This is a genomic window from Terrimonas sp., assembly GCF_003075435.1.
Taxonomy (GTDB): domain Bacteria; phylum Bacteroidota; class Bacteroidia; order Chitinophagales; family Chitinophagaceae; genus Agriterribacter.
In genome coordinates this window covers 68,865-88,878 of sequence record NZ_QCZJ01000018.1, presented here as the reverse complement: position 1 = coordinate 88,878, position 20,014 = coordinate 68,865, and the positions used below count along the sequence as shown (strand labels likewise).

General features: G+C 40.0%; 17 protein-coding genes. 12 read left to right on the top strand and 5 right to left on the bottom strand.

What is annotated here, in order from left to right:
* Positions 1 to 8: 8 nt before the first annotated feature.
* Positions 9 to 2,909: an aminomethyl-transferring glycine dehydrogenase gene (gene gcvP / locus DC498_RS18090; protein ID WP_116875554.1), complete on the top strand. Its 2,901-nt coding sequence runs from the start codon at positions 9 to 11 to the stop codon at positions 2,907 to 2,909.
* Positions 2,910 to 2,954: 45 nt separating this feature from the next.
* Here the strand turns inward: gcvP and DC498_RS18085 are convergent, their stop codons facing one another.
* Positions 2,955 to 3,986, bottom strand: a complete 1,032-nt coding sequence (locus tag DC498_RS18085) for a cation diffusion facilitator family transporter (RefSeq protein WP_240628047.1) — start codon at positions 3,984 to 3,986, stop codon at positions 2,955 to 2,957.
* A gap of 243 nt (positions 3,987 to 4,229) precedes the next feature.
* On the bottom strand, positions 4,230 to 4,523 hold the full coding sequence (locus DC498_RS18080; RefSeq protein WP_116875586.1) for a hypothetical protein: 294 nt from the start codon (positions 4,521 to 4,523) through the stop codon (positions 4,230 to 4,232).
* 173 nt (positions 4,524 to 4,696) lie between these two features.
* On the opposite strand from DC498_RS18080, the gene DC498_RS18075 reads away from it, so the two are divergent.
* Together DC498_RS18075 and DC498_RS18070 are read left to right on the top strand one after the other, a co-directional pair.
* Positions 4,697 to 5,851, top strand: coding sequence for an acyl-CoA dehydrogenase (locus DC498_RS18075; RefSeq protein WP_116875553.1), 1,155 nt, complete (start codon positions 4,697 to 4,699; stop codon positions 5,849 to 5,851).
* Positions 5,852 to 6,001: 150 nt separating this feature from the next.
* The gene (locus DC498_RS18070) at positions 6,002 to 6,667 is read left to right on the top strand and encodes a YggS family pyridoxal phosphate-dependent enzyme (protein WP_116875552.1); all 666 of its coding nucleotides are present in this window, start codon (positions 6,002 to 6,004) and stop codon (positions 6,665 to 6,667) included.
* 107 nt (positions 6,668 to 6,774) lie between these two features.
* On the opposite strand, the gene DC498_RS18065 is transcribed toward DC498_RS18070, so the two are convergent.
* On the bottom strand, positions 6,775 to 7,911 hold the full coding sequence (locus tag DC498_RS18065; RefSeq protein ID WP_116875551.1) for a glycosyltransferase: 1,137 nt from the start codon (positions 7,909 to 7,911) through the stop codon (positions 6,775 to 6,777).
* 6 nt (positions 7,912 to 7,917) lie between these two features.
* Positions 7,918 to 9,003 carry a glycosyltransferase gene (locus tag DC498_RS18060; RefSeq protein WP_240628046.1) on the bottom strand — a complete coding sequence of 362 codons (1,086 nt, stop codon included), beginning with the start codon at positions 9,001 to 9,003 and terminating at the stop codon, positions 7,918 to 7,920.
* Between the two features lie 113 nt (positions 9,004 to 9,116).
* Here DC498_RS18060 and DC498_RS18055 point away from each other — a divergent pair, with 113 nt between their 5' ends.
* The 9 genes from DC498_RS18055 to DC498_RS18015 all read left to right on the top strand — a co-directional run bounded on the left by DC498_RS18055 (position 9,117) and on the right by DC498_RS18015 (position 18,201).
* Positions 9,117 to 9,635, top strand: coding sequence for a hypothetical protein (locus DC498_RS18055; protein WP_133176887.1), 519 nt, complete (start codon positions 9,117 to 9,119; stop codon positions 9,633 to 9,635).
* Positions 9,636 to 9,779: 144 nt separating this feature from the next.
* On the top strand, positions 9,780 to 10,052 hold the full coding sequence (gene rpsO, locus DC498_RS18050; protein ID WP_116875584.1) for a 30S ribosomal protein S15: 273 nt from the start codon (positions 9,780 to 9,782) through the stop codon (positions 10,050 to 10,052).
* A gap of 147 nt (positions 10,053 to 10,199) precedes the next feature.
* On the top strand, positions 10,200 to 12,380 hold the full coding sequence (pnp, locus tag DC498_RS18045) for a polyribonucleotide nucleotidyltransferase (RefSeq protein WP_116875549.1): 2,181 nt from the start codon (positions 10,200 to 10,202) through the stop codon (positions 12,378 to 12,380).
* A 61-nt stretch (positions 12,381 to 12,441) separates the two neighbouring features.
* Entirely contained in the window at positions 12,442 to 13,281 is an 840-nt protein-coding gene (gene prmA / locus DC498_RS18040) for a 50S ribosomal protein L11 methyltransferase (RefSeq protein WP_116875548.1), read from the top strand.
* 47 nt (positions 13,282 to 13,328) lie between these two features.
* Positions 13,329 to 13,988 carry a glycerol-3-phosphate 1-O-acyltransferase PlsY gene (gene plsY, locus DC498_RS18035; protein WP_116875547.1) on the top strand — a complete coding sequence of 220 codons (660 nt, stop codon included), beginning with the start codon at positions 13,329 to 13,331 and terminating at the stop codon, positions 13,986 to 13,988.
* An 87-nt stretch (positions 13,989 to 14,075) separates the two neighbouring features.
* Entirely contained in the window at positions 14,076 to 14,885 is an 810-nt protein-coding gene (locus DC498_RS18030) for a M48 family metallopeptidase (RefSeq protein WP_116875546.1), read from the top strand.
* Between the two features lie 128 nt (positions 14,886 to 15,013).
* Positions 15,014 to 15,679, top strand: coding sequence for a YdeI/OmpD-associated family protein (locus DC498_RS18025; protein ID WP_116875545.1), 666 nt, complete (start codon positions 15,014 to 15,016; stop codon positions 15,677 to 15,679).
* 125 nt (positions 15,680 to 15,804) lie between these two features.
* Positions 15,805 to 17,661 (top strand): ABC transporter ATP-binding protein, encoded by a 1,857-nt coding sequence (locus tag DC498_RS18020; RefSeq protein WP_116875544.1) that lies wholly within the window; start codon positions 15,805 to 15,807, stop codon positions 17,659 to 17,661.
* Positions 17,662 to 17,781: 120 nt separating this feature from the next.
* A complete protein-coding gene (locus DC498_RS18015) occupies positions 17,782 to 18,201 on the top strand; it encodes a DUF3276 family protein (RefSeq protein WP_116875543.1) in 420 nt (139 codons plus the stop codon).
* 105 nt (positions 18,202 to 18,306) lie between these two features.
* Here DC498_RS18015 and pgi read toward each other — a convergent pair whose 3' ends face one another.
* Positions 18,307 to 19,956, bottom strand: coding sequence for a glucose-6-phosphate isomerase (pgi, locus tag DC498_RS18010; protein ID WP_116875542.1), 1,650 nt, complete (start codon positions 19,954 to 19,956; stop codon positions 18,307 to 18,309).
* Positions 19,957 to 20,014: the final 58 nt, after the last annotated feature.

The window sequence follows — 20,014 nt, the reverse complement described above, 5'->3', positions numbered from 1 at the left end:
TATTCATTATGAACGTATTTGAGTCACAGGCAAATGAGTTTTTTTCCCGTCATATAGGTCCCAATGCTTCTGAAACAAAGGAGATGCTCGAAACGATGCAGATATCGTCTTTGGAAGAATTGATCAGGAAAACTGTTCCCTCTTCCATATTATTTCATCATCCGCTGGCTCTGCCTGAGGCGCAGAATGAATATGAGTACCTGCAGGATTTAAAAGAGGTGGCGCAACAAAACAAAGTATTCAAATCATATATAGGGCAGGGTTACTATGGTACTATTACGCCGTCTGTAATTCTTAGAAATATTTTTGAAAATCCGGGCTGGTATACCCAGTATACACCTTACCAGGCTGAAATATCGCAGGGGCGGTTGGAAAGTTTATTGAATTTTCAAACGCTTATTGCTGATCTTACAGGGCTTCCTTTCAGCAATGCCTCATTGCTTGATGAAGCAACCGCGGCTGCTGAAGCGATGTCAATGCTTTTTCATCATGTAAATAAAGCGGATAAGGCAACCAGGCCTAAGTTTTTTGTAGATAATGCCATCTTTCCGCAAACCAAAGATGTTATCATTACCCGTGCATTGCCTATAGGTGTTGAACTGGTTTTTGGTGATTATAAAAATGCCGGTATAGACGAAACGTTTTTCGGCGCTATTGTTCAATATCCCAATAACAATGGCAGCATTGAAGATTACAGGAGTTTTATAACAGATGTGCATGCGGCAAACGCTTATGTGGTAATAGCAACAGACCTGCTTGCGCTTACTTTGCTTGCATCTCCCGGCGATCTTGGGGCTGATGTGGCAATAGGCTCAGCACAGCGCTTTGGGGTACCACTTGGCTATGGCGGCCCACATGCCGCGTTTTTTGCCACAAAAGAAGAATTTAAAAGAGGAATGCCGGGACGTATTATCGGTATAAGTGTAGATGCAAAAGGCAACCGTGCTTTAAGAATGGCGTTGCAAACAAGAGAGCAGCATATTAAAAGAGAAAAAGCAACTTCTAATATTTGTACTGCGCAGGCATTGCTGGCAAATATGGCCGCGATGTATGCAGTATATCATGGCCCGAAAAGGTTAAAAAAGATCGCTACCCGCGTTACAGTTCTTGCTAAAACCCTATCTGATGCATTGGGTGAAATGGGATATATAAATGAGAATGACAACTTTTTTGATACCCTGAAAATAAGGGTAAGCGATATAACAGCTTTAAAAGCTGTTGCAGAAGCACAGGAAATAAATTTCAGGTATTTTGATGATCAGTATGTAGGCATTGCTATAGATGAAACAACCTCTCAGAAAGACATTCTTGATATACTGTATGTATTTGGTGAAGTGTCGGGACAAACAGGCGTTGCTGTTGCTTTTGGAGACGATGATTACGTGGATAATATTCCTGCTGCGCTGCTGCGTAAATCTTCATATCTCTCACACCAGGTTTTTAATACTCATCACAGTGAGAGCGAAATGATGCGGTATATACGATCTCTTGAAAACAAGGATCTGTCGCTTATAACATCTATGATCTCGCTGGGAAGCTGTACAATGAAGCTGAATGCTGCAACAGAAATGATGCCTGTCAGCTGGCCTGAGTTTGCCAATATTCATCCGTTTGCTCCTGCAACACAAACCAAAGGATATAAATATATCATAGATAAACTGAGCGGCTACCTCTGTGCTATTACCGGTTTTGACGCGTGCAGTCTGCAACCCAACAGTGGCGCACAGGGTGAGTATGCAGGCTTGCTGACCATCAAAAACTATCATAAAGCCCAGGGACAGGAAAAACGCGATGTGGTTTTAATACCTATTTCAGCACATGGTACCAACCCTGCTTCGGCAGTATTGGCTGGTTTAAAAGTGGTGGTGGTAAAAAGCGATAGCGAAGGTCATATTGATGTGGCCGATTTAAAAGCTAAGGCAGCGCAGTATAAAGAGGTACTGGCTGCATTAATGGTAACCTATCCTTCAACACATGGCGTTTTTGAAGAAACGATAAAAGAGATATGTGAGATAGTGCATGACAATGGCGGGCAGGTATATATGGATGGTGCGAATATGAATGCGCAATGCGGATTAACCTCACCGGGAAGCATAGGCGCAGATGTATGTCATCTTAACCTGCACAAAACTTTTGCTATACCTCATGGCGGCGGCGGCCCGGGCATGGGACCAATCTGTGTAAAAGATCATCTTGCAGCATACCTGCCATCGCATGTAAGCAATGATATTGCTACCGGCGATGCAACAACACATCATCATGCGGTAAGCGCCGCACCTTATGGCTCGGCATCTATTTTATTGATCAGCTATGGTTATATAAGATTGCTGGGGGCAGAAGGTATTAAGGCTGCTACGGAGTACGCTATTCTTAACGCTAATTATATGCGTGCAAGACTTGAAAAATATTACGACATACTGTATCTCGGCACTAATGGCACCTGCGCGCATGAGTTTATATTGGATCTGCGTCCATTTAAAAGTACAACGGGTGTTGAAGCGGAAGATGTTGCCAAACGTTTGATGGATTATGGATTTCATGCGCCTACCATGGGCTTTCCGGTTCCGGGTACTATTATGATTGAGCCAACCGAAAGTGAAGATAAAGCCGAACTGGATCGTTTTTGTGAAGCTATGATAAGCATATACCAGGAGATTAAAGCTATTGAAGAAGGAAAAAGCGATAAAACCGATAATGCGTTGCATAATGCGCCACATACCATGCAGGTGGTTTGCGCTGATGAATGGACAAATGCATATACAAGGCAGGAGGCTGCATTTCCGCTGGCGTATGTAGCGCAGCATAAATTCTGGCCAAGTGTTTCACGCATAAATAATACTTACGGAGACAGAAACCTGGTTTGCACCTGCGAGCCTACGGAGAGTTATATGGAGGTGGAGAAGGGATAACTTCAGATTGAGGTATCCTGAAATAATGGTAAGCGCTAACCAGGATTACAGGATGGTGTGGGTATTGCTGCGGCTTATTGCTTCGTTCGTATTGATATCATGTCTTGTGTTGCGGGATATATTATCCACCGTCCATGTTATGTTTTTTTCAAAAGGGAATTTTCTTACGGTGCAATCCTGTTTGTTACAGATCTTGCAGGAGAAGTCATAACAGCCGTCCGCATGTACAAAAAGTTCAACTGTTTCTCCAAATGCTTTTCTTACCAATGAAGATAATATGTCTATTTCTTCATGAGCTTCTCTTACATTCAGATACCAGGGAACAGTGAGATGGCAATCGGTGTGCAATACGTTCCCGAATTTTATGATGCGCAGGTTATGCAGATCAATCCAGTTAACACGCCGGTTTTGATTAAGCAACTGTACCATTTCTTCCAGCAGCTCTTTATCAGCCTCGTCCATTATACCGGCAACAGAACTTCTTACAATGGTATAACCGGTATACATAATATAAACAGCTAAGCCTATTGCAATAGCACCGTCAAGCCATTTCAGTCCGGTAAGCCAAATTACTATCAGTCCAATGATAATACCAAGCGTAGACCATGTATCGCTTTGCAGGTGTTTGCCGCTTGCAATTAGCGCAAGTGAATTGTTACGCTTACCCACCATTACACAATACCTGCCGGTAATGAAATTGATGACAGCGGTAACCGCCACGAGTAAAATACCATAATCGAGTTTTTGCAGCTCACGGGGATATATAAAATTGTATATCGCCTGGTATATAATAACTATGCCGGCAATAAATATGAGGCTTCCTTCAACCGCGGCAGATAAGAACTCCGCTTTGCCATGCCCGTAGGGATGATTGCTGTCTCTTGGTTTTGCTGCTATATACAGGCTGTACAGGCTTATAAAACCAGCAATAACATTTACGGTACTTTCCAATGCATCGGTAAGAATTGATACAGACCGGGTGATATACCATGCAATCATTTTAATAATGAACAGGGCAACCGCTATAATGGTAACTGTTTTTTGCAGCCGGAGATTGTTGATAAGTGATTGATGCAATGGATCAGTATTTGTGCAAAGATATGGGGTGGAGTGATGAGCTGGGGCTTTTGGCGGTCAGCTTTGGGCTATGGGCTGTCGGCTATCAGCCGTCAGCTATCAGGTGAGGCAGTTCTTGTTGTTCCTTTGTATTCCTTTGTGTAACCCTATGTTTAAAATTACAGGTGCTGGTTGTGGGTTTGCATACTGCATAAAAAAGCCCACTGTTATCAGCGGGCTATGATCCCTAATTACTACCTGTTTTTATTCCTTTTTATCTTTGTTTTCTTTAAATCTTTTATCTGCTGTGCCGTCTTTTTTTAAGTGTTTATTTTCCTTGTAGCGTTTATCCGGTGTGCCGTCTTTTTTCACTTTTTTTACTGTGCTGCCTGTAGCCGGAGCTGCGGTAGCGGCTGTTGTTGTGCTGGCTTGCTGCTGCGTAGCCGTGGCAGTTTTTTTAGCGGTCTTATGTTTTTCCTGGGCAGGTTTAGTCGTTTGTGCAAACATGGCCCCGGTGCTGAGTGTAAATACTAAAATAGCGAGCAATAGCTTTTTCATATTTGTATGTTTTAAAGTGATATGCATAATTACGCACACAAAATTACCTGTTGTATTAACTGGTTGTTAAGCGGGCTGATATTAACATTGGCTTTACAGCAGGCAATAAAAAATAACAGTTGTTAGTTTGGGTTGAATTCTGCTATTTTTGCTTCTTAAAAAATTGATTTTATATGCATTTTGAATTGAGTGAAGAACAATTGATGATTCAAAAAGCGGCACGTGACTTTGCCATAAATGAATGCCTGCCCGGTGTAATTGAGCGGGATGAAAAACAACAGTTTCCCAAAGAACAGATATCAAAACTGGCTGATCTTGGTTTTATGGGAATGATGGTTGAAGAAAAATACGGGGGGGCAGGATTAGACACTGCGAGTTATGTACTTGCCATGGAAGAAATAAGTAAGGTAGATGCAAGCGTTAGTGTATGCATGAGCGTTAATAACAGCCTTGTGTGCTGGGGGGTGGAGAAATATGCAACTGAGGAACAAAAGCAGCGATACCTTGTTCCGCTGGCGCAAGGTAAAAAAGACGGGGAGCTGTATATCGGCGCGTTCTTGCTTAGCGAGCCGGAAGCAGGCAGCGACGCTACATCACAACATACTACGGCAGAAGATAAAGGCGATCATTATATTTTAAATGGTACCAAAAACTGGATTACCAATGGTAACAGTGCCAGTGTTTATCTTGTAATAGCGCAAACAGATGTTTCAAAAGGAAGTAAAGGCATAAATGTTTTTATAGTAGAAAAAAATACACCTGGTATTACTGTTGGCGCTAAAGAAAATAAGCTTGGCATACGTGGAAGCGATACGCACAGTATTATGTTCCAGGATGTGAAAGTGCCCAAAGCAAACCGGATAGGAGAAGATGGTTTCGGTTTTACTTTCGCTATGAAAACCCTTGCAGGCGGGCGGATTGGAATAGCGGCGCAGGCGCTTGGAATAGCGTCAGGCGCGTATGAGCGTGCGGTTGCTTATTCAAAACAAAGAAAAGCATTTGGGAAGGAGATCGCACAGCACCAGGCCATTCAGTTTAAGCTGGCTGATATGGCTACCCGCATTGAAGCAGCACGACTATTATGTTTACGTGCCGCCTGGGAAAAAGATAATGGTATTGACTACACGCTTAGCAGTTCAATGGCAAAAGTATATGCTTCTGAAACAGCGATGTGGGTAACTACGGAAGCTGTGCAGGTGCACGGCGGATATGGCTTCGTTAAAGAATATCATGTGGAGCGCCTGATGCGGGATGCAAAAATTACGCAGATATATGAAGGTACGAGCGAGGTGCAGAGAATTGTGATAGGGAGGAGTATATTGAAATAGGGGTAAGCTGTCAGCTATCAGCGGTCAGCATGGTTTATAGTTCGTGGTTTGTAGTTGAAAACCATAAACTCTAAACTACAAACCACGAACTATAAACCCTAAACCTGCAACCTTTAACTTGCAACCTTAAACCCAAAAGAACAACTTAGTATGGCGGTGAATAAAGCGGCATATAGTGAACTCAATCATTTTCTTTCTGAAAAAAATACAACCCTTGTAGCAGTATCTAAAACAAAACCTGTAAGTGATATACAGGGTCTGTATGATTTGGGACAACGGGATTTTGGTGAAAATTACGTGCAGGAAATAACCGAAAAACAACCGCTTCTACCACAGGATATTCGCTGGCATTTTATTGGTCATTTGCAAACCAATAAAGTAAAATATATTGCTCCGTTCGTTTACATGATACATGGTATTGACAGCCTGAAACTGCTGAAGGAAGTAAATAAACAGGCGTTGAAATGCAACAGGGTAATTCCGGTATTGCTTCAGCTGCATATTGCAAAAGAAGAAACAAAATTCGGGCTGGATGAAAATGAGTTAAATGAAGTATTACACCATGCCGGCGAATTGAAAAATATTGTTATTAAAGGGCTGATGGGGATGGCTTCCTTTACCAGCGATGAAGCAGAAGTACGTACTGAATTCAAATATCTTAATTCCATCTATAACAAAATCAACGCTCATCTTACCACTCACTACTTACCACTCACCACTCTTTCCATGGGTATGAGCGGCGATTATAAAATGGCAATAGAAGAAGGAAGTAATATGGTTCGTATCGGCAGCTTGTTGTTCGGTGCAAGAAGCTGAAGAGAGCGTGAGATTTTATAATCGCCATCTTATGGCAATCAATACACATGCTTTACTAATAAAAGTGATATTGGACAGGCAATGGTTGCAGGATCATTTGGTTTTGCTCACTGAACCCTGCCATTCACCATATTCATCAAATGCTTCACATTTTGCCTGTTATTATAAAGCTGCTGAAGCAGGTATGTGCGTTTAGAGATATCTTCATTAGTGAAAGGTTGGGTAAAAAAGGTTTTAATATTGCCTATAAGCTCATTTTCATTTTCAGCAACCAGGCAAATATTTTCCAGCCCGGTTCCTGCAACCATCATGCTATTTACAATACAATACCTGCCACAGAATAAAGCGTGCAGCAGCTTTAGCTTTATGCCGGTATTGCTGAAAGACGGCAGCACATTTGCCTGCGCATTTTTAATCAACTCCTCCATTTGAGACGCAGGCGGATTGGCTATGATAGTTATGTGATCGTATTTTTCAGCTGCGGATATAATTTGCGAAGAAGGGTTTTTGCCTGCAATTATCAGCGGTATATTGAGGCTTGAAAATATCTTTTCAATAAGCCATAATGCCGCTGCCTGGTTTTCATTTACAGATAAATTGCCATGGTATAAACAGTACGCTCCTGTACCGGCTGCTGCAGTAACTTCATTCCACGGTATAAAAACCGGCAGGTATTGTGCATTGGTAACGCCAAATAATGTTTTATATATTTTTGCATCATTAGCGGAAACCGTAAGCGTCAGATCTGCTTTTTTGGCCACTTTTGGTTCATATTCCCGCAGCAATCTTGTTTCATTTACATAATATGCCTGTTTGAAAAATGATCTTTCTCTTTGGGCAAGCTGGCGGTAATATTCAAATTCAATATTGTGTGCCCGCAATATCACTTTCCTGTTTTGCAGGCCATTCCGGTAAAGTAAGTAAGTGCAATGTATACCTTCCAGTAAAACCGGGTAGTTATCTTTTTCAAGATTTTGTTTAAGTGCTTTATTGTTTCGGGAGCTGACTATATATGGTAGTTCCAGGGAAAAAGCGGCAATTCCTTTTTTGCGTTTGTAATAATGTACCGATTCACAATATTGATTCAGTATGGTCTGCTCTCCCCGCCCATACTCAAAGCAATGCAGGTGAATGAATATACCTTCTTCTTTCAGGCATTTAATTTTATAAAAAAGATCATATACGCCCCCGTAATCAGGAGGGTAGGGCACATCAAGACAAACTATATGTAAATGCCGGTTCAATTATTATCAGAGTTTATTATAAATATCAATTAGTTTTTTCTCTTCATTTTGCCAGTTATATATTTTACCTGCTGCAAGACAATTTTTTCTTAGCCTGCTGTAAAAGTTTCCGTCACATAGCTTCGTGTATGCATCTGCGATAGTCTTTGCCGTTAAGTCATCAATCAGCACGGCAACTTCATACTGATCATTAATGTTTTTGTATTCAGGAAAACACATAGTGATCTGCGGAATGCCTGCCTGCATATAATCAAAAAATTTATTCGCTAACGAATAATACTGGTTCAGACCAATATTTTCCACAAGATTAATTCCGGCATACGCATTTGCTGTTACAGCTTTCAACGCTTCCGGCGTTTTCATGCCCATTAAAAAAACTTTTTGCTCAACACCATATTCGCGTATCAGCAATTTTAACTGAGGCATAAAATTGCCATCACCATATATATATAAATGCGCTTCTATTGTTTGCATTGCTGGAATAAGGCTTTCAAACCCTCTTGCTTTATTAACGGCGCCCTGGTAAATAATGATTTTTTGCTGGGGAACATTTACCGCTAATGGAGCTTCGGTTAAGTACGGTACATTTCTTATTATATTAAACCTGATTCCATAGCGTTTTTTAAATTCATCGGCAACGGTTTGGGAAACTGTATAAGCAACGGGAAACTTTGGTACAAATTTTCTTTCAATACCAAGCCAGAATTTTTGAATAGGAGGGCGGGTCATGACCTCTTTCATCTCCGTAAAAAGCTCATGGGCATCATATATTCTTTTAGCTTTTTTAAGTTTTGAAATAAAATAACAGGGTACAATCGTGTCAAGATCTACCGTGCATATAGCATCCATCTTTTTAAAAAGAAGGAAAAAGAAAAGTTTGATATTAAATTCCGCATAGTAAATCTTTCCGGTAGTAAACCAGCAAAATAGCCTCCGCTGCTCATATGGTTGTGGTTGAAGGGGTACAGATCGTTGTATTCTCTTGCCTACCAATACTACTTTGTAACCGTTTTGGGCCAGCGAGCGGCAGATGCGTTGCATGCGCTGATCAAACGAAAGATCACTTATTACGGCAAAGTATATTGTTTTCAATAAGAAATGGTATAAAGCGTGGCAAAAGTATGATCCGGCAACTAAAAATGCCTGTAAATTATTGTTTATTAAAATCTTTTATTACAATTGTATATACAAATCAAAATTGCATTATGGAAAATTACTTGAACTCGCTTGAACAAGCTCCGGTTAAACCAATACGTCCCACCTTTCTTACTGTATTATGTATTTTAACTTTTATTGGTAGTGGTTATGGTATATTCAGTGGTATTACCGGTTATTTTACTGCTGACACTGCAGCAGGTGTAACACAGGCCGCAATGGAAGATGCAAAAGACGAGATTGCAGGTTCCAGTTCAGATGCCGGAACAAAAATGGCTGAAAAAATGTTATCTGGCATGAGCGAGATGATGAATCCGGAAAATCTTAAGAAAAATGCCTTGTTTACGCTTATAGCTTCTATCCTTACGCTGATAGGTGCTATTCTAATGTTTCAGCTGAAAAAGCCAGGATTTTGGATGTATGTTCTGGGAACAATAATATCTGTTGCAGCACCATTTGCCATTTTTGGGGCGGGCAATATTATTTCGATGGGGATTGCTTTGTTCGCGGCATTTATAGGTATCCTCTTTGTAATATTATACGCTTTAAATCTAAAGTATCTCAAATAATCTTGTAACAAATTTTAAAAAGGGCTGACAACATGCGTTTCAGCCCTTTTTTGATTAAAAATAAATTCCCCTTTTTCTTATATTTTATTACCTTTGCGCCCAAATAAGTAGAATATAACATTTTGGATGTTTAAAAAAATTGAGATGCCAACATTAGTATCAGAACAAAAAGCAAAAGTTTTCGCAGATTTCGGTGGCAAAGCTACCAACACAGGATCAATTGAAGGGCAGATTGCCTTGCTTACAGAGCGCATTAATCACATTTCCAAGCACCTCCAGGGCAATAAAAAGGACTTTTCTTCAAACAGGGGACTTTTACAGTTAGTGGGTGAGCGTAAAAGGTTGCTTACTTACCTGAGCAAGCATAACCTCACCGGATACCGTGAACTGATTGAAAAATTGGGTATCAGAAAATAAGAATTAAAACAAATTATACCTATTCCCAACTTTTGGTTGGGAATAGTGGTTTTATAGCTGCTTCATTTTTACTTACACTGCTTACGGTATTGGGTAATATTTCTTCCTGCATTATAGTATATGCCGTGGGCCTAAACGCAAATATTTATGCTCTCTCAACCAATTAATATATCATTTGATCTCGGTGGAGGTCGTATGGTATCTATCGAAACGGGTAAGCTTGCCCGCCAGGCAGACGGCTCTGTTACCGTTCGCCAGGGAAACTGTATACTGTTAGCTACCGCTGTAGCAAACAAACAACCCAAACCAGGCCAGGATTTCTTTCCGCTGAGTGTGGATTATATGGAAAAGTTTTCTTCTGCCGGAAGAATACCAGGTTCGTTTTTTAAACGCGAAGGTAAACTCAGCGATTATGAAGTGTTGATCAGCCGCCTGGTTGACCGTGCGCTTCGCCCTTTATTTCCTGAAGATTATTTCTGTGAAGTTCAGGTGATTATAACGCTTATTTCAAGTGATAGTGAAGTTATGCCTGATGCTTTGGCCTGTCTCGCGGCGTCTGCAGCACTTGCTGTTTCCGATATTCCTATCAAGGAAATTATTTCTGAAGTGCGTGTAGCAAGAGTTGAAGGCGAATACATTGTTAACCCTTCCAGAACACAGTTGGGTAATGCTGATATGGATTTCATTATCGGCGCAACCGAAAAGAACCTGATGATGGTGGAGGGTGAATCAAAAGAATGCAGCGAAGAGGATCTGGTAAAGGCCCTGGAAATTGCTCATGAAGCTATCAAAATACAGATCAAAGCCCAGCAGGAATTAAGAGATAAAAAAGGTGTAACAGCCAAGCGTGAATATGAAAAGCCTGTGGTTAAAGAAGAGTTACTTGAAAAAGTAAAAGCATTTGCAGCTCAGAAAGTATACCAAATTTCTAAATCAGGCACTGCAAAGCACGAAAGAAGTGATGCTTATTCTGCACTTAAAGATGAGTTGCTGTTGACACTTGGAGAAGAGCCTGCTGAAGAAGATGTTAAGCTTACCAAGAAATACTACGATGACCTGCAGTGGGAAACGGTAAGAAACATGATCCTGGATGACAGGATAAGGTTAGATGGGAGAAAGCTTGATGAGGTAAGACCATTGGCAATGGAAACAGATATTTTGCCAACACCTCATGGTTCAGCTTTGTTTACAAGAGGTGAGACCCAATCACTTACAACGGTTACTTTAGGTACTCCTTTAGATGAACTGCTGGTTGAAAGCGCGGCAAAATCAGATTATACCAAATTTATTCTTCACTATAATTTCCCTCCTTTTTCAACCGGTGAAATCAAGTTTTTAAGAGCGCCTGGTCGCAGGGAAGTTGGTCACGGAAACCTGGCTATGCGTTCTTTAAAACAAATGATGCCGGGTAACGAATATCCTTACACTGTACGCATAGTGAGCGATATCCTTGAATCAAACGGCTCTTCTTCTATGGCTACAGTATGCGCCGGTTCACTGGCGTTAATGGATGCCGGTGTACCTGTTCCAAAACACGTGAGTGGTGTGGCAATGGGGTTAATTACCAGGACTTCTGACAATAAATATGCTATTCTTACAGACATACTTGGTGATGAAGATCACTTAGGAGATATGGACTTTAAGGTAACCGGAACCCGCGAAGGTATCTGCGGCGTGCAGATGGACATCAAGATAGATGGTTTAAGTATGGAAACCATGCGTGAAGCATTGGAGCAGGCTCGTGAAGGCCGCCTGCATATTCTTGATGCTATGTATGCTTGCGTTGGCGGCGCCCGTGAGGAGGTTAAACCTCATGCACCAAGAATGGAAAAACTCTTTATTGATAAAGAATTTATCGGTGCTGTTATCGGACCCCAGGGTAAGGTTATACAGGAGATTCAGCGCACAACCGGCACAACCATTAATATTGAAGAGGTTGGTACTGTGGGAGAAGTGAGCATATTCTCACCTGCTAAAGAAGGTCTTGATAAAGCTGTTGCCTGGATAAAAGGTATAGTGGCTGTGCCTGCAGTAGGAGAAGTATATGAGGCTACCGTAAAAGGTATTAAAGAGTTTGGCGCTTTTGTTGAGTTTTTGCCAGGCAAACAGGGCTTGCTCCATATCAGTGAAATAAGCTGGAAGCGCCTGGAAAGCATGGATGGTATTTTCAAGGAAGGCGATACCGTAAAGGTTAAGCTGATTGGCGTAGATCATAAAACAGGCAAATTTAAGCTCAGCCGCAAAGCTTTAATGCCAAAACCTGAAATGGCTCCAAGACCACAAAAACCGGCTCAGGATAACAGGGAAGCAGGGTCTGAAAACAATTAATCTCGTTTAAATAAAATATAAAGCCATCTGTGTAAACAGTTGGCTTTTTTGCTTTTAAATTATGATAAATGAAATTTTTATTGAAATAGCAATTGCAATAAGCGATGCAGAGGCAGGTGAATTATTATTAGCGCAATTAAACGAAGAAATGGAGATCGCAGGTGCCGAAGAACTGCCGGGAGTACTGAAATTATACATTAATAATGAGCATTTTAATGAGATAGAACTCAATAAAATAATTGAATATAATAATTTAAAACATTCAAAATCAATTATTAATAATAAAAATTGGAATGAAGAGTGGGAGAGGTCGTATGAACCGGTGGTAGCCGGGAATGTTGGCATAAGGGCTGATTTTCACGCCCGGAATGAAAATATCAAATATGACATATTAGTTACGCCAAAAATGAGTTTCGGCACGGGGCACCATGCTACAACTTCAATGATGGTTGAGGCAATAGCTGAATTTGATCTTGCGGGTAAAAAGGTTATTGATTTTGGAACGGGTACCGGGGTGCTGGCTATTCTTGCCCATAAGATGAACGCCACTGAAATTATTGCTATAGATCATGACGACTGGAGTATTGAAAATGCCGCTGAAAATTTTGAAAAGAATGATTGTTCATCTATTCAGTTGAGAAAAATGGATCATTTTCCGGCTGGTTTCTATGATATGATCCTTGCTAATATAAACCTCAATGTAATAGCTGATAATATGGAGGAGATGGCAAAAAGCCTGGATAATGCAGGAGTTTTGCTGGTAAGTGGAATTCTTGTACATGATTTTGACGAAATCTTGAATATTTCTAAAAAATATGGTTTACAGCTTAAAAAGAAATCAGAAAAAAATAATTGGCTTTGTATAGCGTTTAAAAAAGAAGCTTCTGAATTAAGGAAATGATGCACAAAAAAATTATATTTGTAATTCAACTTCAACCTGATATCTAAATGAATGAACTTACCTTAATAATATTAGCTTACCTGATAGGGTCAGTTCCTACCGCAGTATGGGTAAGTAAATGGTTCTTTAATATTGACATCCGGGATTACGGCAGTGGAAATTCGGGAGCTACCAATACCTTCAGAATTCTTGGTTCTAAATGGGGCAGTATAGTGATGCTGGTAGATATGCTCAAAGGCTTCCTGGCTGTAAAACTTGCTTTTCTTCTTCCATTTTATGTTGCCGATGAATTTGCAAGGACCAATTTTCAAATCGGACTGGGATTATGCGCTGTGCTGGGGCATATATACCCGGTGTGGGCTCAGTTCAGAGGAGGAAAGGGTGTTGCTACTTTATTTGGGTTAGTATTGGGTATTTCTCCCTGGACTGCCATATGCTGTATAGGGGTTTTTTTGCTGGTGCTTTTTTTAACCCGCTTTGTATCGCTTAGTTCAATATTAGCCAGTCTTGCTTTTCCCATTTTTATATTGGTTATATTTAATGTAGATAATCACGCATACCGCATATTTGCCGTAGCTGTTGCATTACTGGTTATTTTAACACATCAAAAAAACATTTCCCGTTTATTAAGGGGAAGTGAGAGTAAAGCCTCTATTTTTAAATACCGCGATAGAAGAAAATCAAGGCGCTCCGGCGATTTAGGTTAATCCCTGCTACAACCTTTTTGCATTTCCTCCCGTCTTTTTTGGTACAACAATTGAAATACGTTTCCACGACGCTTCAAAATAAAAACTATGAATATAAAAACCCTCTTTGTGCTTGCAACATTTTGTATGTGGGCAGGCGCCTGTAAACAAAATGCAATAACTGGCAGAAGTCAATTACAATTATTGCCTGAATCTGAATTGCAAAGCATGGCTAAAACCCAATACCAATCTTTTCTTACTGAAAATAAAATAGTGAATACTACTGTAAGCAAAGATGCGGAAATGGTTAAGCGTGTGGGCACAAGGATTTCAAAAGCTATAACTGAATATTATACTAAAGAAAACAAAGGCAGTATTTTAGAGGGCTACCAATGGGAATTTAATCTTGTAGATTCCAAAGAAGTAAATGCCTGGTGTATGCCCGGTGGTAAAGTGGTTGTATATACCGGTATATTACCTGTAACGCAAAATGAAGCTGCTTTAGCCGTGGTTATGGGGCATGAAATCGCCCACGCTATTGCTCAGCATGGCAATGAAAGAATGAGCCAGGAAATGCTGGCACAGGGATTAGGAACCGTTGGTAGTGTACTTACCTCAGGAAATGCCACGGTAAATAATATATTTAATACAGTATATGCACCCGGCGCACAGGTAGGTGTGTTGCTTCCCAATTCTCGCAAACAGGAGTTGGAGGCAGATCATTTCGGGTTGATCTTTGCTGCTATGGCGGGCTATAATCCCAATGAAGCCGTTGCTTTCTGGCAGCGTATGGCACAGGCATCCAGCGGGCAAAAGCCACCGGAATTTTTAAGTACCCATCCATCAGATGAAACACGCATACAAAAGGTAAAGCAGTATGCAGAAGAAGCCATGAAGTATTATACGCCAATAAAATAGCCCGGTTTTATAGGTTTAGGCTAATAAATAACCGGTTTTAAGTAGTTTTTTGTTGCAAAACTTGCAGGTAAGCTATAAATAGATTAACTTTGCAGCTCTTTTTGCAATCTAAAAAATTCTGTTGAAGCATGATGCAGACTATGTTTGAGAAACTTCAACTTTCTGAAGAAAAGAATCTTTTAATTCAAGGTTTACCATCCTCCATCGAAAAGCAATTTGCGAAAATTTCATTTGCAAAAAATGTAACGCCCCTGTTAAAATCAAGGCGGATAGATTTTGCGCTTGTGTTTGCTATCAACCAAACACAGTTAAATGGAATTTTAAAAGAAGTAATTCCTGCATTGGATGAAGATGGGAAGCTTTGGGTAGCTTATCCTAAAACCACATCTAAAATTGTTAGTGATCTTAACAGGGATTGCAGTTGGCAATTACTGAACCAGAGTGGTTTTGAAAGTGAGCACCAGGTTACCCTTGACCATGTTTGGACCGCGCAGAAATTCAAAAAACCCTGCCAGGTTAAAGTGCTGAAAGCATCTGTTAAAGAGGATACTGCGGCTGCATTATCTGGTATTGATAATAAAGCCAGGAGTGTAACTCCTCCGGCCGATTTTCAAACCCAGCTTAATAAAAATAAAAAGGCTGCTGCTTTTTTTGAAACACTATCCTTTACCAACAAAAAGGAATATATGAAGTGGATTGTTGATACCGGTACAAGTAAAACAGGCAGACTTAATAAAATACATTCAGCTGTGGAAAGTTTGGCCAATCAAAAAAGAATTCCCTCTGATTTATAAGATTACCAATTAATCAATATATGTTTTGCCCTGGTTATGCCGGGGCAATTTTCATTTACGTGTTATTTGTGTAAGGTGTTCAGAACCACAAAATTCTTCTATATTACATAATTAAATTTTGAGGATTGAAGCATTTAAAAGCGGTTAATAAATATTTCAGGAAATATAAATGGCGATTTTTATTAGGTATCATCTTCGTGATTGTCTCTAACTATTTTGGTATACTGGCTCCACAGGTCACCGGCTATGTAATGGACAAAGTGCAGGTGAAAATGCAAAGATTAAGCCCGGGCGATGCGGCATCTTATATAAAAGCAGGCAGTAAATCTTATGATCCACTGGTAAAACTTTTTATTAAAGAAGTTGAAAACAGGATCAGTCAGCATGATTTTGCGTGGCTGGTGATGATCTGCGGTATTACATTGCTGGTATTTGCTTTACTAAGAGGCTTGTTCATGTTTTTTATGCGGCAAACTATTATTGTAATGAGCCGTCTTGTAGAATATGATCAGAAAAATGAAGTGTACCTGCACTATCAGCAATTAGATACCGAGTTCTATAAAATGCATAGTACAGGAGACTTAATGAGCCGTATGGCTGAAGATGTTAGCCGGGTGAGAATGTATACCGGACCTGCAATGATGTATTTTATTAACCTTGTAGCACTGATAGGATTAAGCATATTTTATATGGTGCAAAAAGATCTTGAACTTACTTTATATGTGCTGGCGCCATTGCCTTTACTGGCGATCACTATTTATTATGTAAATACTATTATTCACAAAAAAAGTGAAAATATACAGGCACAACTCAGCAATCTCACCACTAATGCTCAGGAATCGTATTCCGGTATACGCGTAATAAAATCTTTTGTGCAGGAAAAGGCAATGGAAAGCTTTTTCGAAAAAAACAGTGCTGATTATAAAAGCAGTGCTGTTAATCTTGCAAAGATTGAAGCAATTTATTTCCCGTCTATAAGCTTATTGATCGGGCTTAGTACTTTACTTACCATTATGATAGGAGGTTTATACCATATCAAAAATCCTGAGGATATTACCATCGGAACTATTGCCGAGTTTGTCGTATATATTAATATGCTTACCTTTCCTGTAAGCGCTATAGGATGGGTGGCCAGTATGATACAACGTGCATCGGCATCACAAAAAAGACTGAATGAATTTCTTGAAACCACACCAGCAATACAGGATGTGGCAAATCCTGTTATTCCTGAAGTAAAAGGCAATATTGCTTTCAATAATATTGATTTTACCTATGCGCATACTGGTATAAAAGCATTGAAAAATTTTTCGTTGAAAATTCCTGCCGGTAAAAAAGTTGTCATAATTGGAAGAACAGGCAGTGGAAAATCAACAATAGCCCAATTGTTGCTGCGCATGTACGACCCGGACCAGGGATGTATTGAAATTGATGGCATTGATATAAGGCAAATGAACCGGAGAGAACTAAGGAACCAGATCAGCTATGTGCCGCAGGATGTATTTCTTTTTAGTGATACAATTGCAGGGAATATTAAATTCGGACTGGATACAGCTTCAGACGAATTGATACGTAATGCTGCACGGCAGGCCAGCATTGAGCGGGAAATTGATCTTTTTCCTGAAAAATTTAAAACAATGGTAGGAGAGCGGGGCGTTACGCTGAGTGGCGGTCAAAAGCAACGCATTTCAATAGCCAGGGCAATGATCAAAGATCCCGGTATTGTGGTTTTTGATGACTGCCTGAGTGCAGTAGATGCCAGGACTGAAAAGGAAATTATAGGAAATTTATATCAGTATCTCCAGGGCAAAACGGCTATCATTATTACACACCGGGTCTTCAGCCTGTTCAGTTTCGACGAAATTATAGTGATGGACGAAGGTAAAATAGTGGAAAAAGGCACCCATGAATCGTTACTAAAGCTAAATGGACATTATGCTGAAATGTACCGGCAGGAACAGGAACAGGAAGTAAGCGAAGGCTAAAAATGCTCTTGTGTATACTCTGTTCTAAGAGTTTTGGTTAAAATTTTGTCAATTCAAAAACAATTTTATCTTTGTCAACCATAAAATCAGGACTAGTTTAATCATTAAAAAATTATTATTGTGGCGTACGAAAACAATGACAAAAGAATGGAGAGCGTGTACAGCAAAAGAATTCGTGCAGGTAAACGCAGAACGTATTTCTTTGATGTAAGGAGCACCCGTAACCAGGACTATTACTTAACGATTACTGAAAGCCGTAAGCGTTTTAATGACAATGGCTACGACAGGCACAAAATTTTCCTGTACAAGGAAGATTTCAACAAATTCATCAAAGCGCTTAATGAAGCTGTTGATCATGTAAAAACTGAATTGATGCCTGACTTCGACTTTGATGCTTTTAATCATGATACTCCTCTCGGAGAGCATGATGAGGTAGATGTAGAAGAAGTGAATGCCGAAGTGTCTGATTCGGTTCCTGCTACTGAAGCATCTGCACCTGCAAAAAGCAATAGTGCTGATGAAGAAGTAGACAAATGGTAAGAACAAATTCTTAATACAATTCAGACCCCGGTTGCCGGGGTCTTTTTTTGTTGTTGTATACTGGTAATATAAATATGCCAGGTTAACAGGAAAATATATCTGCTGCTATTTCCTGATCTTCTTATAATAATTGATTAACCCGTTGGTAGAAGAATCGTGTGAAGTGATATCATTATCATTTTGCAGTTCCGGTAATATTTTGCTGGCCAGCTGCTTCCCTAATTCAACACCCCATTGATCAAAGCTGAAAATATTCCAGATAACACCCTGCACAAAAATTTTGTGCTCATAAAAAGCTATTAACTGCCCAAGGGTGAAAGGCGTTATCTCTTTTACCAGGAAGGAATTGGTTGGCTTATTGCCTTCAAATACTTTAAAGGGCGCTATTTTCTTTTTTTCTTCTTCACTGAGTTTGCTCAGTTCATTTTCCACTTCCTCCAAAGCTTTGCCATTCATTAAAGCTTCGGTTTGTGCAAAAAAGTTAGATAGCAACTTCGGGTGATGGTCACCGATAGGATTATGACTGATGGCAGGAGCAATAAAGTCACACGGAATGATTTGTGTACCCTGGTGTATCAACTGGTAAAAAGCATGCTGCCCGTTTGTGCCAGGTTCTCCCCATATAACAGGACCGGTTGTATACCCGGTTTTCTCTCCATTCCTGTCTATATACTTGCCATTGCTTTCCATATTGCCCTGCTGAAAATAAGCAGCAAAGCGATGCATATACTGATCGTAAGCAAGAATACATTCTGTTTTTGCACCGAAAAAGTTAGTATACCACAGCCCAATCAGCGCCATAATTACAGGAATGTTTTTTTCAAAATCAGTATTCCTGAAATGATTGTCTGCGCTATAAGCGCCTTTCAGCAATTGTTCAAAATTATCATAACCAATCGTGAGCACAATAGAAAGACCAATAGCACTCCACAGGCTGTATCTTCCTCCAACCCAATCCCAGAACTCAAACATATTGGCTTTATCAATGCCAAACGCCACCACTTCTTTTTCATTGGTAGATAATGCTACAAAGTGTTTGGCCACCAGCTTTTCATCTTTAGCTGTTTTCAAAAACCAGTTACGTGCGGTATGCGCATTAGTCATGGTTTCCTGGGTTGTAAATGTTTTTGAAGCGATCAGGAAAAGCGTTTCTTCAGGGCTTACTTCTTTCAATGTTTCGGCAATGTGCGTACCATCTACATTTGAAACAAAGTATGGTTTAATGCCTTCAATCCAATATGGCTTTAAAGCTTCTGTAACCATCACCGGCCCAAGATCGCTTCCTCCAATACCAATATTTACAATATACTTTATCTTTTTGCCAGTATATCCTTTCCATTCGCCACTGTGTATTCTGGCAGCAAATGTTTTCATTTGCTGTAACACGCTTTGCACATCGGGCATTATATCCTGCCCGTCTGACAGCACCGGTTTACCTGAGAAATTCCTGAGCGCGGTATGTAAAACTGAGCGGTTTTCTGTCTGATTGATTTTTTCTCCTGTAAACATCGCCTCAATCGCCTCATTCAGCCTGCATTCTTTTGCAAGAGAAAATAATAACGTCATCCCTTTGTCATCCACCAGGTTTTTGGAATAATCAAACAATATATCATCAAATACAACAGAATACTGCTCGAACCTTGATGGATTTTCCTGGAAAAGGGTTTTTATTTTTTTGTCCTTTATACTATTATAATATCCGGATAAATTTTTCCATGCCTGTGTATGCTGAGGATTAATTGAAGGAAATGCCATAGTTAATACTGATTTTTTCAAAGGTAGGGATGTGATGGAATTTTATCCGACTTTTTAG